The sequence below is a fragment of the Candidatus Omnitrophota bacterium genome, assembly GCA_028693815.1.
Classification (GTDB): Bacteria; Omnitrophota; Gorgyraeia; order Zapsychrales; family Aceulaceae; genus Aceula.
In genome coordinates this window covers 1-13,918 of the sequence record JAQUUP010000032.1, presented here as the reverse complement: position 1 = coordinate 13,918, position 13,918 = coordinate 1, and the positions used below count along the sequence as shown (strand labels likewise).

General features: G+C 36.3%; 14 protein-coding genes and 1 pseudogene. All 15 read right to left on the bottom strand.

Annotated features, from left to right (window positions below; genetic code table 11):
- Nucleotides 1–1,026, bottom strand: a 1,026-nt coding sequence (gene prfA / locus PHY73_08245) for a peptide chain release factor 1 (GenBank protein ID MDD3375690.1), incomplete at its 3' end; no start/stop codon positions are given.
- Between the two features lie 8 nt (nt 1,027–1,034).
- Nucleotides 1,035–1,241, bottom strand: a complete 207-nt coding sequence (gene rpmE, locus PHY73_08240) for a 50S ribosomal protein L31 (GenBank protein MDD3375689.1) — start codon at nt 1,239–1,241, stop codon at nt 1,035–1,037.
- A 40-nt stretch (nt 1,242–1,281) separates the two neighbouring features.
- Complete coding sequence (rho, locus tag PHY73_08235) at nt 1,282–2,568, bottom strand: transcription termination factor Rho (GenBank protein ID MDD3375688.1); 1,287 nt, start codon at nt 2,566–2,568, stop codon at nt 1,282–1,284.
- Nucleotides 2,569–2,633: 65 nt separating this feature from the next.
- Nucleotides 2,634–3,230, bottom strand: a complete 597-nt coding sequence (gene coaE, locus PHY73_08230) for a dephospho-CoA kinase (protein ID MDD3375687.1) — start codon at nt 3,228–3,230, stop codon at nt 2,634–2,636.
- Nucleotides 3,227–4,621, bottom strand: a complete 1,395-nt coding sequence (glgA, locus tag PHY73_08225) for a glycogen synthase GlgA (GenBank protein MDD3375686.1) — start codon at nt 4,619–4,621, stop codon at nt 3,227–3,229. Before glgA ends, coaE begins: the two co-directional genes overlap by 4 nt.
- A complete protein-coding gene (gene polA, locus PHY73_08220) occupies nt 4,618–7,191 on the bottom strand; it encodes a DNA polymerase I (protein ID MDD3375685.1) in 2,574 nt (857 codons plus the stop codon). The genes glgA and polA overlap by 4 nt, the downstream gene beginning before the upstream one ends.
- 170 nt (nt 7,192–7,361) lie before the next feature.
- A complete protein-coding gene (locus tag PHY73_08215; GenBank protein MDD3375684.1) occupies nt 7,362–8,186 on the bottom strand; it encodes a tetratricopeptide repeat protein in 825 nt (274 codons plus the stop codon).
- 55 nt (nt 8,187–8,241) lie between these two features.
- Nucleotides 8,242–9,582: an FAD-dependent oxidoreductase gene (locus PHY73_08210; protein ID MDD3375683.1), complete on the bottom strand. Its 1,341-nt coding sequence runs from the start codon at nt 9,580–9,582 to the stop codon at nt 8,242–8,244.
- Nucleotides 9,583–9,587: 5 nt separating this feature from the next.
- The gene (locus tag PHY73_08205) at nt 9,588–10,454 is read right to left on the bottom strand and encodes a bifunctional 5,10-methylenetetrahydrofolate dehydrogenase/5,10-methenyltetrahydrofolate cyclohydrolase (protein MDD3375682.1); all 867 of its coding nucleotides are present in this window, start codon (nt 10,452–10,454) and stop codon (nt 9,588–9,590) included.
- An 18-nt stretch (nt 10,455–10,472) separates the two neighbouring features.
- Nucleotides 10,473–10,958, bottom strand: a complete 486-nt coding sequence (locus PHY73_08200; protein ID MDD3375681.1) for a cyclodeaminase/cyclohydrolase family protein — start codon at nt 10,956–10,958, stop codon at nt 10,473–10,475.
- Nucleotides 10,959–11,223: 265 nt separating this feature from the next.
- Nucleotides 11,224–11,607 (bottom strand): YraN family protein, encoded by a 384-nt coding sequence (locus tag PHY73_08195; protein MDD3375680.1) that lies wholly within the window; start codon nt 11,605–11,607, stop codon nt 11,224–11,226.
- A 3-nt stretch (nt 11,608–11,610) separates the two neighbouring features.
- Nucleotides 11,611–12,234 (bottom strand): ribonuclease HII, encoded by a 624-nt coding sequence (locus PHY73_08190; GenBank protein MDD3375679.1) that lies wholly within the window; start codon nt 12,232–12,234, stop codon nt 11,611–11,613.
- Between the two features lie 35 nt (nt 12,235–12,269).
- The gene (rplS, locus tag PHY73_08185; protein ID MDD3375678.1) at nt 12,270–12,623 is read right to left on the bottom strand and encodes a 50S ribosomal protein L19; all 354 of its coding nucleotides are present in this window, start codon (nt 12,621–12,623) and stop codon (nt 12,270–12,272) included.
- Nucleotides 12,599–13,327: pseudogene (gene trmD / locus PHY73_08180) on the bottom strand (tRNA (guanosine(37)-N1)-methyltransferase TrmD). Before trmD ends, rplS begins: the two are co-directional and overlap by 25 nt.
- On the bottom strand, nt 13,306–13,918 hold a 613-nt coding region (locus PHY73_08175), incomplete at its 5' end, for a tRNA guanosine(34) transglycosylase Tgt (protein ID MDD3375677.1). The pseudogene trmD and the gene PHY73_08175, both read right to left, overlap by 22 nt.

Below are 13,918 nucleotides of genomic sequence, written 5' to 3'. Positions count from 1 at the left end.
CGCATCTGCAAGCTCATCAAAATTTCCATCTAAAACATTTGGAAGCTGATGTGTTGTAAAACCAATACGATGATCTGTAATGCGCCTATCAGGAAAATTATATGTACGTATTTTGTCACTTCGATCTCCAGTGCCAACTTTTTCTTTTCGCTCTTTCGCTTCTTTATCTTGATTTTCTTGCTGAAGACGATCTAAAATGCGTGCACGCAAAACCCTCATAGCTTTCATTTTATTTTTAAGCTGAGACCGCTCATCCTGACAAATAACAACTGTTCCCGTTGGAATATGCGTAATACGAATAGCAGAGTCTGTTGTATTAACGCTCTGCCCTCCTGGCCCAGAAGCGCGAAAAACATCGATCTTTAAATTCTTAGGGTCGATGTTAAGCTCAACTTCCTCTGGCTCAGATAAAACCACAACAGTGGCTGCAGAAGTATGGATACGTCCAGATGCTTCTGTTGAAGGAACTCGCTGAACACGATGCGCCCCACTTTCCCACCTTAAGCATTTCCAAACGCCTTTACCGCTAACGCTAAAAACCACCTCCTTGAAACCTCCTGCCTCTGCCGGATGACTACTAATAGATTCCACTTTCCATCCTTTGATCGCCGCATATTTTGTATACATGCGATAAAGATCTCCAGCAAAAAGCGAAGCCTCTGCCCCACCAGTGCCAGCACGAATCTCCATAATGATATCGCGTTCTTTTTCTTCTTTCTTAGGATTTAAAAGATCGTCGAGCCTAAGCTCTAAAGCTTGCTTTTTTTCTTCCAAGTCCTCAAGCTCAATGTGAGCTAAATCCTCAAATTCCTGGTCGTGCTTTTCTTTTAAGAGACTATCAAGATCCTTTTGCTGATTAACAACATCTTCATATTGACGTGATAACGTAACAAGTTCTGTGATGTCAGACATTTCTTTGGCCAATGCCTGGTACCTTTTGTTATCTGCAAAAATTTTAGGATCCGCTAAAATCTGCTCAAGTTCTTGATAACGCTCTTGAGTTCTTTTAATCTTTTCAAGATTCATAAAAGTGTTTAGTTACTCTTTTTAGAATAACGCTTTTTAAATCGATCGATACGACCAGCAGTATCCACAAATTTCTTGTCTCCCGTAAAAAACGGATGGCATTTAGAACAAATTTCAACGTGAATATTCTTTCGAGTAGATCGCGTTTGAATAATTTCTCCACATGCACATGAAATAGCTGTGTCTTCGTATTTTGGATGTGTTTCTTTTTTCATTTCTTTCTTTCCTTTTTTATGTTTTATGTTAATTTTTAAATTAGTCAGCCTTATTCATATTATCTAAAAATTCAGCATTTGATTTATACTTTCTTAATTTTGCAATTAAAAGCTCCATAGCTTCCGCCAAATTCAAATCATTAAGCGCTTTTCGAAGAAGCCATATTCTTTGTAAATCATTTTCAGGAATTAAAAGCTCTTCATGGCGCGTATTTGATCGCTTAATGTCAATTGCAGGATATATTCTGCGCTGAAACAATGATCGATCCAGCTGAAGCTCCATGTTACCTGTTCCTTTAAACTCTTCAAAAATAACTTCATCCATGCGACTTCCTGTGTCAACAAGACCCGTTGCAATAATCGTTAAACTTCCACCCTCTTCAACATTTCTTGCTGCGCCAAAAAATCTTTTTGGCTTATGAAGCGCATTAGAATCCACCCCACCAGAAAGAATTTTTCCACTATGAGGAACAACCGTATTATACGCACGAGCTAAACGCGTGATGCTGTCCAACAAAATGACAACATCTCTTTTGTGCTCAACAAGTCTCTTAGCCTTCTCTAAAACAATTTCAGCAATTTGAACATGACGCTCGGCTGGCTCGTCAAATGTTGAAGCGATAACCTCGCCTTTAACGCTACGTTGCATATCCGTAACCTCTTCAGGTCGTTCATCAATAAGCAAAACAATTAAAATAGCATCCGGATCATTTTGAGTGATAGCATTGGCAATCTTTTGCATTAGCACCGTCTTTCCGCTGTAAGGAGGCGCGACGATTAAAGCTCTCTGCCCTTTTCCAAGAGGAGAAAGAAGATCCATCACGCGCGTTGAGACCTCTTCTCGAGTCGTCTCAAGCAAAAATCGTTCTTGCGGATAAAGCGGTGTCAAATGATCAAAAAGGATCTTTTCTTTACACTTTTCTGGACTTTCAAAATTAACAGCCTCAACCTTAAGAAGCGCAAAATATTTTTCCCCCTCTTTTGGTGGACGAATCTGACCACTAACACTATCTCCAGTCTTTAACTCAAACTTTCTTATTTGTGATGGAGAAATATAAATATCATCCGGACATGGAAGATAATTATAATTTGTATTTCTTAAAAAACCGAATCCTTCAGATAAAACTTCCAAAGTTCCAGCGCCAAACATTAACCCTTCTTTTTCAGCTTGCCCTTGCAGAATTTTGATAATCAAATCTTGTTTTTTAATTCCGCTTAAGCCCTCAATGTTCATTTCTTTTGCAAGCTGGGTAAGCTCAGACATTTTTTTGTCTTTTAGCTCATCGATAAAAAGCTTATCGGTCCCTTTAGCAGCTGTTTTTGCCATTTTATTTTCTCCTCTTTTTATCCCGTTAGAAAATCTTTTGAAAGAACCTTGTTTCCTAGCAGGATTTACTTGTTCAACACTTTTTGACATAGATCCTCTACTTGTTTTTTTGTTTGATTAAAAGTTTTTGTATTCTCCACAATATAATCAGCCTTTTGAATTTTCTTTTGAATCGGCATTTGCAATCGAATACGCCTTAGAATTTCTGCTTTGTCTAAACCAAATTTTTTTTGAATTCGGTCAATTTGCTTTGCTTGAGTTGCCTTGACAACAATAACGGTGTCACACAACGACTCGAGCCCAGACTCAAACAAAAGCGGAACATCCATGACAACATTCTTAACTCTCTTGCTTGTTTTTAAATCTTTGATTTCTTTCTTTATTTCACTAATAACCTTAGGATGAATAATTGCGCACAATTGATTTAAATACTTCTTATTACGAAAAACCAAATTTCCTAAAACATGTCGATCAATCTGTCCTTTTTTTAAAATACCCTCTCCGAAACAATTAACGATCGGCTTAAAACAGGACTTGCCCGAACGCATCAAATCATGCACTATTTTATCTGCATCAAGAACTTTTATCTTTTTTTGACGAAAGATATTGGCAACCACTGTCTTGCCACTTCCAAAGCTTCCCGTGATCCCAATAACGTTCATTGGCGATAAAGCCTTTCGTATTCTTTTGCCGATGTCGACCAAGAAAAGTCATATTTCATAACTTTCGAAATTAAATTCTTAAAAACATCTTGTTTCTTGTATGCGCTAATCGCAGACTCAAACGCACTAACAACGGCATCTTTTTCGTAACGCGTAAAAACAAAACCATCCCCTTTTTCAGATCCAACACGAAACGGCATAACCGTATCCGCTAATCCACCTGTCTTGTAAACAAGCGGGATCGTGCCATAGCGAAAACTGATCATTTGACTTAAGCCACACGGTTCATAAACGGATGGTATTAAAAATATATCTGATCCTGCATAAATTTGATGTGCTGTTTTTTCATCAAACTTAATATGAATAGATACTTTCTTTGGATATTTCTCCTGTAAACTTTTAAGAAGATCTTGATATTTCTTTTCTCCTACCCCCTGAAAGACAAGCTGCACATCCATTTTAACGATCTCTGGCAAAGCCTCAGACAAAAGATCAAGGCCTTTTTGAACTGAAAGCCTACCGACAAATCCGAAAACAGGAACATCTTCGCGAACATCTAGGCCACACTGCTGTTGTAACGCTTTTTTATTTTCTAGCTTGCCTTGCGGTCGATGGGCTGAATATTCTTTAGCAATCAATTCATCAGACTCAGGATTCCAAACGTTAACATCAATTCCATTTAAAATACCAAAAACATGATCTTCGCGATAATTAATAACACCCTCAAGTCCGCAACCAAATTCCTTCTTACGGATCTCCTTTGCATACTGAGGACTAACGGTTGTCACTCGATCACTAAAAACAATTCCACTTTTTAATAAATTAATTTTTCCATAAAATTCTAATGCATCAGGGCTATTAAATCGCTGATCTAGTCCAAGCAAAGAAAATTGCTGTGATTCAAAAACACCTTGGTAGGCTAAATTATGAATCGTTAAAATTGTCTTTGTTCCAGCATAAAATGGATCACGCGCATAAACACTTTTTAAATAAACAGAAATCAAGCTCGTTTGCCAATCATGACAATGGACAACATCAGGCTTTAAGTTAATTTCTTTTAAGAATTCTAATGTCTTTTTACAAAAATAAGAAAAACGTTCTAAATTATCTGGATAATCTCCTGTCGACTCTCCATAAAGCTCTTTGCGACCAAAAAACCTATCGTTTTTTACAAAATAAACATCCACATCCTCAAGCTTTGCTATTGAAACATCTTTTGTTATTGGTTTTAATGAAAACATCTTCTGATCAATAGAATGATACAGCGGCATAACGATCGAAATATCAACACCTACTTTTTTTAATGCAAGCGGCAAAGATCCGCCAACGTCAGCAAGACCACCTGTTTTTGCAAACGGCATTACTTCTGATGCGCAGAAAATAACCTTCAAATCGCTACCTCCTTAGTTTCAAGCCAATTATTCCCTATTTTAATACTTACTTTGATTGGAACAGATAGCTTCAACGGGCTCTCCATCTGCTCTTTAATCAGATGAACCATCTGATCTTTCTCGCTCTTTAAAATATCAAAAACTAATTCATCATGAACAGTAATAATCATTTTTGATTTCAATTTCTTTTTTTCAATCGCTTCCTGCACATTAATCATCGCAAGTTTAATTAAATCTGCAGCCGAACCCTGAACAGGTGTATTAATTGCTTGTCTCTGAGCAAACTGTCGAACCATCATGTTATCACTATGGATTTCTGGCATATATCGTCTTCGATTTAACAACGTTAAAACAAATCCATTTTTTTCGGCCTTTTGGATTTCTTCCTGCATAAATTTAGAAACATCAGGATAACGCAAAAAATACTTATCAATAAACTGTTGAGCTTCATTTTGACTAACACCTAAATCTTTAGCTAAACCAAAAGCACTGATTCCATAAACAATACCAAAATTTACTCTCTTGGCCGCAACGCGCATCTCAGAATCAACTTCAGATTCTTTCACATTAAAAATAGAGGCTGCTGTAAACGCATGGATATCTTCGCCATTTTTAAATGCATCAATCAAGGCTTTGTCTTTTGACAAATGTGCCAATATGCGTAATTCAATCTGTGAATAATCAGCCGAAAGAATAACATGATTGCTATCTCGGGCAACAAATGCTTTTCGAATCTGGCGTCCAAATTCTGTCCGAATAGGAATATTCTGCAAATTCGGATTTCGTGAACTTAGCCGACCTGTTTCTGTTCCTGCTTGATCAAATTCAGCATGAATACGTGATGTTTTAGGATCAACCATTTTAGGTAGAGCATCAACATATGTTGATGTTAGCTTTGCCAAATGCCGATAACTTAAAATTAATTTGGGAAGCTCATGAGTTTCTGCAAGTCTATGCAAAACATCTTCATTAGTTGAAAATCCTGTTTTTATCTTTTTAATAACCGGAAGCTTCAGCTTCTCAAATAAAATATAACTCAACTGCTTTGGCGAATTAAGGTTAAACTCTTCGGTTGCCAACGTATAGATTTTTTTTCTTAAAAGATCAATTTCTTTAGCCATCTGGATCGATAGTTTGTGTAAAAACTTTAGATCTAACAAAACCCCTTCTCGCTCTACACAAAATAAAACACGCGCCAGCGGAATCTCAATCTCATTAAATAACTTTAGAAGAAATTTCTCTTCCAGCTCTTTTCGAAGAACAGAAAACAAACGAATTAAGTATCCAGCCTGAGCGCCAATATCGTCCCTTTCAGAGACTGCAACTTTTAAATATTTCCACAGCAAAGATGCAATATCTTTACCTGCTTGAGAAGGCTCTAAAAGATAAGCCGCAAGAAGAACATCAAAGATTTCACCGTCAAGATTGATACTTTGCGCTGATAAAGCTTTTAGATCTTGCTTAACATTGTGACATACTTTTATAATGTTATCAGACTCAAAAACCTCTTTTAGATACCCGATATCCTTTAAGGAAACAAAGAAAACTTTTGTCTCATCAAAGGCAACTGCCACATTAGTCGATTGAAGCAAATCATCTTTAACAGCGTTTATTACAAATGAAAAAATTTTGTTCTTCTTAATTTTCTGGCAAAGATCATTAATCTCTTTTTTTGTATCAAGGGTCTTAACAGAAACTTTTTTATTATTTACACAAGGAACGGATACTTCTTCGGCAAGTTTTCGAAACTCTAGCTTCTGGAATAACTTAAATAATTGTTCCTTGTCTGACTCGATTCTTTTAGCATCTTTTAACTGAAAATCAATCGGAACACGATCATCTAAAATAGCTAACTCCTTGCTCATCATCGCTTGATCTTTTTGATCACGTATTTTCTCAGCTATTTTTTGAGATTTTAACTGATCGAGATTTTTGAGAATATTCTCAAGATCTCCGTATAGCTGAATCAGCTGTGTTGCCGTTACCTTTCCGATACCCATGACACCAGGAATGTTGTCCGTCTTATCCCCTGCAAGACCAATATAATCAACCATTCTTTCCGGATCAAATCCATAAATATCTTTAGCTTTTTGAATATCAATAATTTCGCCTTTTCGATAATCAAAAATCTTTATATTATCATCGACTAACTGAAACATGTCTTTGTCACCGCTGACAATCATAACCTCAACATCTTTTTTAGCCGCTTTCCTTGAAATTGTTGCAATCACATCATCTGCTTCAAACCCTTCTAACTCAAAAAACGGAATATTATACGCCAAAACCAATTCTTTAATCAAAGGAATCTGGCTAATCAAATCATCTGGCATTGATGGACGGTGCACTTTATATTCAGAAAATCTCTCCTGACGATGCGTTTTCTTTCCAACATCAAAACACGCAGCAATATACTCTGGCTGATAATCCTTTAAAATCTTCTTTAATGTGTTCAAAAATCCGACAACCGCATTCGTAGGCTGACCATAACTTGTAGTCAGGCTCTTAACAGCAAAAAAAGACCGATAACAAAGCGCATGCGCATCAATTAAAAAAAGACGAGATTTTGGCATCTTATTAGATTTTTGTGATGATTTATTAATAGCTTATTTTCTTAGAAAAATTGACTTACACCGCTAACGAAAGCTGACAATTGAAATCAACAGTTATTGCCAACTAAAAGTAACAATGAGCTAAGGCCACAGTCACTACAGACCGATAGAAAGAAATTCTCTAACGGAGTTTACTCGCTTGGGATAATGGTAAGTATCTTGCGAAAATCTTCTTCTGAGGAATCGGTGTCACCGGATTCTAACTTTTGCAACGCTGTATCAACTCTGTTTCTAATTTCCTCTGCTTTTAATTTTAGAACAATCGTCTTTCGATAATCTGTCAGCTTAGCATTCTCGGGGACAAGAGATAGGGCTCTATCGCACTGCGCTAACGCAGCTTTATAAAGGCCATCTTTTTCATATGCTTGAGCCTGTGCAACATATTCCTTAACGCTCACCACTTGTTTGTCAAAATTTTCTTTCTCTACCTCAGACAAAACATCAGATATTGCCTTTACTTCCTTAGAAAGCATATCTGTTTCAATCGCCATAATCCACTTCTTTAACTCTGGCGAAAACTCACTTAAATATCTTAATTGATCACCCGCTTCCTTTGTCCAGGGATCCTTGGGGCCGCCTAATTTCATACGCTTTTTAAAATACTCTATCGCTGTTATAAAATCCCCTTGTTTCTTATACAAATAGGCAAGGTTTGAATATGCTGGAAGATAATTTTCGTTAATCTCAAGTGCCTTAAAATAATTACGCTTTGCTTCATACAAATCACCCATACGTTCATTAACAATACCAAGATCATTATAAATTTCTGGGGTCGTTGAATCAATCTTTAAAGCCTTCATATAATAATCAAGAGATTCTTGAAGCAATCCCTCTTGCTGAGCTATTAGACCATGCATACGATATTTCTCAAACTTTTCATCAATTTCGCCAAATACTTGTGTTTGAAAAATAATAGGAATAAAAAATAAGATAAGAGCTAAAGAAAAGGTTCTCATAAAAGTTTTTTGTCTGTAAATAGAATAGTATATTTTTCTCATTTTGACAAGTTTTTTAATGGTCTGCACTATACACACCATCTTCCGTTTGAGCTTCAGGAATATTATGTGAATCTGCGACATCAGCAAAATTTTGTTGACTGCTCACAACGGAAACTCGCTCTACTTCTGGCGTGCTATTAGATTGAAAAGGATTGCACTCACAATGCTCATTATTCTTCTTTAATTCTAATGCATGACCAGATAATTGTGAAATGTTAATTTTATTTTTTATAATATCTTCTGCTTGCACAACTTCCTGAGCAAAATTAATCAACACAGCACCTGCAACCCTATCATCGGCAACAAAAATCTTCTTGTAAGTTCTGTTGACCCTATCAATTTGCTCATATTCTACAGCGCTTTCATTTTCCAAACTACCTAAAACGCAACCACTTAAATCTCCTAAAGAAAAAATAACCTTTTTAAAAGGCTGTTGATACGACTGCCGATGATCTGCAATAGCGGCTCCGATCATCTTGCCTTTTTCATCAAGCGAAAGATTTGATATGTCCGAATCCTCTGCGCTCTGTCCTTTGCTTAAAATCTCAAAACTACTATCAATAAAAATATCCCCAACTTTTGTATAAAAACTGTTCTGCTCAGCTAAGTTTTCATCCACAGAAAAAAAGAACAGTTCCTTTCTGGTCTTTTCTAAAATAACAAGCTGGCTTTCTAAAACCTTTCCTGTTTTTAAACGAATTGCTTTTGCCTCACCTTCGCCTAAAACTTCCACAAGCGCATTATTTAAAATAATACGAATTCCAATTTCTTTTAGATAATTTGCTAAGAAATCACCTGCCCCTTTACCAACAATGCTCGAAAGCAAAGACTCCTCAGGACAAACAACAATCACTTCTTTATTTAGATTTTTTAAATAAACAGCGGCCTCTAGTGTCGAAAGGCTAGTAGGCTGAATAATAACGACATCACACAACCCCGCAGCTTTTGAAATTTTTTCGGCATCGCTAACCGTAGACAGCGAGAAAACGCCTTGTTTTTTCGCCCCCTCTACATCAACAACCTCAAGCAACCCAGAATCTTCAATCACCAAGGTATCAAACGATTCCTGATTTTTATCCTCAAAAATAATACGCTTTCGCTTCGGATGAACTTTAACAATCTTCTTGTCGAGAACAATATTAATCCTTTTTTCACTAAAATAACTCGCAGGCTTACAATAAGCATCTTCCGAAGAAAGCTTTTCACTTAAAATAGATGACACACAACTTCGATCATACGGCAAAACACCTTCTGGACAAAAGAGAACAATTTCGCTTTCCTGATCAACGCTGCGGATCTCTTCAATCGCTGCAATGCTCATCAAAGAATTACCAATAATAACAATTCGTTTCATAAATCTTAACCATCCTTTATTTGATATTTAAATGCTTCAAGAGCATTCTTCATTAACATAACAACTGTAACAGGTCCAACTCCGCCAGGAACAGGCGTAATAAATGACGCTTTCTTTTTAGCAACATCAAATTCCACATCTCCAACAATCTTTGAATCAACCCGATTAATGCCAACATCAATGACAACCGCACCTTGTTTGATCCAGCTTCCTTTAATCAATTCTGCTTTTCCAACAGCAACAATCAAAACATCTGCCCTGGCAATATGATCAGAAAGTTTTCCTGCTTCACTCGTTGCAACATGACAGATAGTGACAGTTGCCATTTTTTGCAAAAGCAAAAGACTAAGAGGCTTTCCAACAATCTCGCTATGACCAACAACAACAACTTCTTTGCCTCGCAAATCAATGCCTGTTGATTTGATATGCTCCATTACCGCTGCAGGTGTACACGGGATAATATTAGTCCGACCAAGAAGCATCTTCCCAATATTGCTAATATTAACCCCTTCCAAATCTTTCGTCATATCAATATAATTAGATGCCTCCTGATGATTAATTTGTTTTGGCACAGGCTTATGAACCATGATGCCATTAACCTCAAAATTTTTATTTAGTTGCTCTATATACTTTAAAAGATCAGCCTGAGTAACATTCTTATCCAAAATATCAAGCCTATAATCAATGCCCACGTGCTGAGCAACTTTTTGTTGAGATTTTGCATACGCACAAGCCGCATGATTATCGCCAATCATAATATTAACCACAACGGGAACTTTTCCTGCTTTAGACTCTAAATCTAGAATTTCTAAGCGAATTTTTTCTTGTAAATTCTTCGCTAAATTTTTACCGTCTAATAATTGTGCACTCATAAAAACCCTTTTATGCGATTATTGATTTGCCTCTACATTGGCCATCGCTGATTGAAATCCAGCAAGCAACATCTCAACTGCGCATGTAACATCACTTAACAAATAAGGATTACCCTTTTCTGCTAAAAACGGAGTTAGCTGAACTGCGGCATAAGATAAACGACAAATTTCCAAAGGAATATCGCATGCTTTTTTATTCGCCTTCTTCTTTTGTGCTAAAGTTCCTTTGCGCGCCTTAACAACCTGAAGATACGCTTCTGCATCTAGATCAACTAAAACTAACAAACGCTGTCGAAGCTTCTCGCTTTTATTCAAAATAGTCTTAATCTTTAATCGAACAGACTTAGATTGCTTAGGTCCTAAAGAATAACGCGCAACCATTGAAACGAGACTTGCCCCTGTTGCCGAAACAAGAGCTGCGGCCGATCCTCCCCCAGGAGCAGGATCTTTTGATGAAAGACAATCAAGATATTTGGACAACGAATAATTCTTATATTGTGTCATATTGGATATTTATGATTTGTTCCGCTTATCAATTAAAAATTCGTCTAAAATATGCTAATTTAATAAAAATTTCTATAAAACTATATAAAATCTTTATAAAAATGAGCATACATGTAAACTGTAGGAATAGAAGATGATGCGTGATTATAATAACTTAATTTTAATTCTTTTGCAATTATCTTCTTGTATTTTTAATCGCTGGTCTATTCATCTTTATAGAGAAACGAATAAGCTCCATCGAAGCGTAGTCTATTAATACATATATTTAATAAGAATATGGCGCTGAAAGAAAAAAAGCATCCTTAATAATATCAACTTCTGGCTCATCATAAGGTTTTTTTAGAATTGAAACAACATCGAAACGAGCATCAACATGCATCATTTTAGCTTGCTTTAAATACATCAACGCAACTTGTGAGATTTTTCGCTGCTTTTGAAGAGTAACAGCCTCCGATGGCAATCCTTTGTTATCATTCGATCTAGTCTTGACCTCTACAAAACAAATAATACCCTTGTCTTCAGCAATAAAATCAATTTCACCCAAAGAATTACGATAATTTCTTTCTAAAATCTTGTAGCCATCTTTTATTAAAGAACTTTGAGCCAAATCTTCACCTTCACGACCAATCTGATTACGCTTACTGTTCATCTGCTACCAATATTTAAATGTTTTTCGATGAATAGGAGAAAGACCAAGCTCTTTGATCTTTCCCTTATGAAACGCTGTCGGATACCCTTTGTGCACTTTAAATCCGTATCCTGAGAACGCGGTGTCATAATTTTCCATCATATGATCACGCGTTACTTTAGCTACAATCGAAGCACATGCGATTGAAAGACTTAAAGAATCACCTTTAACAATAGTTTGATATTTAAAAGGCAGATGTGTTTTAAAAGCATTTCCATCAACAAAAAGGCATGTTTGCTTTTCAAGTTGCTCTTTTGAAATATTGGCCATCGGTAATTTAGAAAGAAGATCCTCAACAGCCAACGTCATAGCATGAAAAGTCGCCTTAAGGATATTAATATGATCGATTAGCTTTGCATCACTTAAGCCTATGCCAACGTGGGATTTTTCTAAAATTTCGCGACAAGCAATTTGTCGCTGCTTTGGTGTCATTTTCTTTGAATCACGAATTGTAGATTCAAAATCATGATTTTTAAGTAAAACAGCGCAAGCAACAACAGGACCGGCTAAAGGGCCGCGTCCTGCTTCGTCAATTCCAATAATTGTTTGAAACCCGTTTTTTTTTGCTTTATTCTCGTAGGATAACATGAAAGGCCGACAAACTTAAAATTTACAACTAAAAATTATTGTTCTTTTTTTACTCGAGCAGCTTTTCCAACGCGTCCTCTTAAATAATACAATTTCGCACGTTTATTGATGCCTTTTTGTAAAACTTTTAAATCTTCAACCAAAGGTGAATTTAAAGGAAAAGTTCTTTCAACTCCTTCTCCAAAAGAAATCTTTCGTAACGTAAATGTCCCTCTAAGGCCACGCCCTGTCTTTCGAATCACAATGCCCTCAAACGGATGACGACGAACCTTGTCACCTTCTTCCACTTTAATCATCATTTTTACCGTATCCCCGACAGTAAAATCTGGTAAATCTTTACTATATTTACCTTCAGCATTTTTTATCATTTGTCCGATATTTGTAACCATAACAACCCCCTTAAAACAATTTTATTTTTTTATTTTAATAAATCTGGACGATTTTTCTTTGTCCGAAGAATGGCTTGTTGCTTTCTCCATTTTTTTACGTGCTGATGATTTCCAGATAATAGCACATTTGGAACATTCATGCCATTAAAATTTGCAGGTCTTGTATATTGCGGATATTCCAGCAAATTATCCTCAAAAGACTCATCTGAAAGCGACTCAGCGGTTCCTAAAACACCTGGGATCAATCGAGTAATACTATCAATTAAAACCATAGCTGGAATTTCACCACCAGTTAAAACATAATCCCCGATAGAAATGCATTCATCCGCCAAGTGCATACGCACACGCTCATCAATCCCTTCATAATGCCCACAAATAATAATGATATTTTTTTCTTTCGAAAGGCTCTTTGCTTTTTTCTGGACAAACGTTTTTCCTGATGGCGTCATAAGTAAAATCTTAACTTTACGTTGACCTTTTATTTTTTTAATTGCATTAAAAATAGGTTCTGCCTGCATAACCATGCCTGGACCTCCACCAAAAGGTCTATCATCAACTTTTTTATGCTTATCAAGCGTATAATCACGCAAGTCATGAATATAAATCTTAACTTTTTTTCTATCTTGGGCACGCTTTAAAATCGAATCATTAATGACAGGATCAAAACTTTTCGGAAAAATTGTTATAACGTCGAACCGTAACATTTAAAAAACTCCTTTTGAAATTGATCATAGCAATCGTCTTCAATTGCTTTTCTAATTTTCTGCATTAATTTTATATAAAAATATACATTATGATAAGAAATCAAATGAAGACCTGTAATTTCATTAGCATTGTAAAGATGACGAATATAACTACGTGAATGTTTTTGACATACAAAACAATCGCACTGATCATCTAACGGACGCAAGTCAGAGGAATATTCGGCATTACGAACAACAATACGACCTCGAGATGTAAATGCTGATCCATTGCGCCCGTAGCGAGTTGGAATACACGTATCAAACATATCAATACCTTCCCCTACGGCTTTAACAATTTGATCTGGAAGGCCTATGCCCATGACATAACGTGGCTTATCCTTCGGCAAAAATGGCTCTGCCTGTGCAATCGCATGAAACATAAATTCAATTGGCTCTCCAACGCTAACACCACCAATCGCATACCCATCAAAACCAATACTTGCGATTTGTTTAGCCGATTCCTCTCTTAAATTCTTATAATTCGATCCTTGCACAATTCCGAATAAAAGATGCTTTTCTTTTAAAGGACTTGAGAGAAAAAAATCTCTCGAG

What these genes read in the sequence shown, in the direction of transcription:
- PHY73_08190 (MDD3375679.1), bottom strand. Translation starts at nt 12,234, where the DNA reads ATGTTATCCTACGAGAATAAAGCAAAAAAAAACGGGTTTCAAACAATT.
- PHY73_08195 (MDD3375680.1), bottom strand. Translation starts at nt 11,607, where the DNA reads ATGAACAGTAAGCGTAATCAGATTGGTCGTGAAGGTGAAGATTTGGCT.
- rho (MDD3375688.1), bottom strand. Translation starts at nt 2,568, where the DNA reads ATGGCAAAAACAGCTGCTAAAGGGACCGATAAGCTTTTTATCGATGAG.
- PHY73_08200 (MDD3375681.1), bottom strand. Translation starts at nt 10,958, where the DNA reads ATGACACAATATAAGAATTATTCGTTGTCCAAATATCTTGATTGTCTT.
- PHY73_08205 (MDD3375682.1), bottom strand. Translation starts at nt 10,454, where the DNA reads ATGAGTGCACAATTATTAGACGGTAAAAATTTAGCGAAGAATTTACAA.
- rplS (MDD3375678.1), bottom strand. Translation starts at nt 12,623, where the DNA reads ATGGTTACAAATATCGGACAAATGATAAAAAATGCTGAAGGTAAATAT.
- rpmE (MDD3375689.1), bottom strand. Translation starts at nt 1,241, where the DNA reads ATGAAAAAAGAAACACATCCAAAATACGAAGACACAGCTATTTCATGT.
- coaE (MDD3375687.1), bottom strand. Translation starts at nt 3,230, where the DNA reads ATGAACGTTATTGGGATCACGGGAAGCTTTGGAAGTGGCAAGACAGTG.
- PHY73_08210 (MDD3375683.1), bottom strand. Translation starts at nt 9,582, where the DNA reads ATGAAACGAATTGTTATTATTGGTAATTCTTTGATGAGCATTGCAGCG.
- PHY73_08215 (MDD3375684.1), bottom strand. Translation starts at nt 8,186, where the DNA reads ATGAGAACCTTTTCTTTAGCTCTTATCTTATTTTTTATTCCTATTATT.
- polA (MDD3375685.1), bottom strand. Translation starts at nt 7,191, where the DNA reads ATGCCAAAATCTCGTCTTTTTTTAATTGATGCGCATGCGCTTTGTTAT.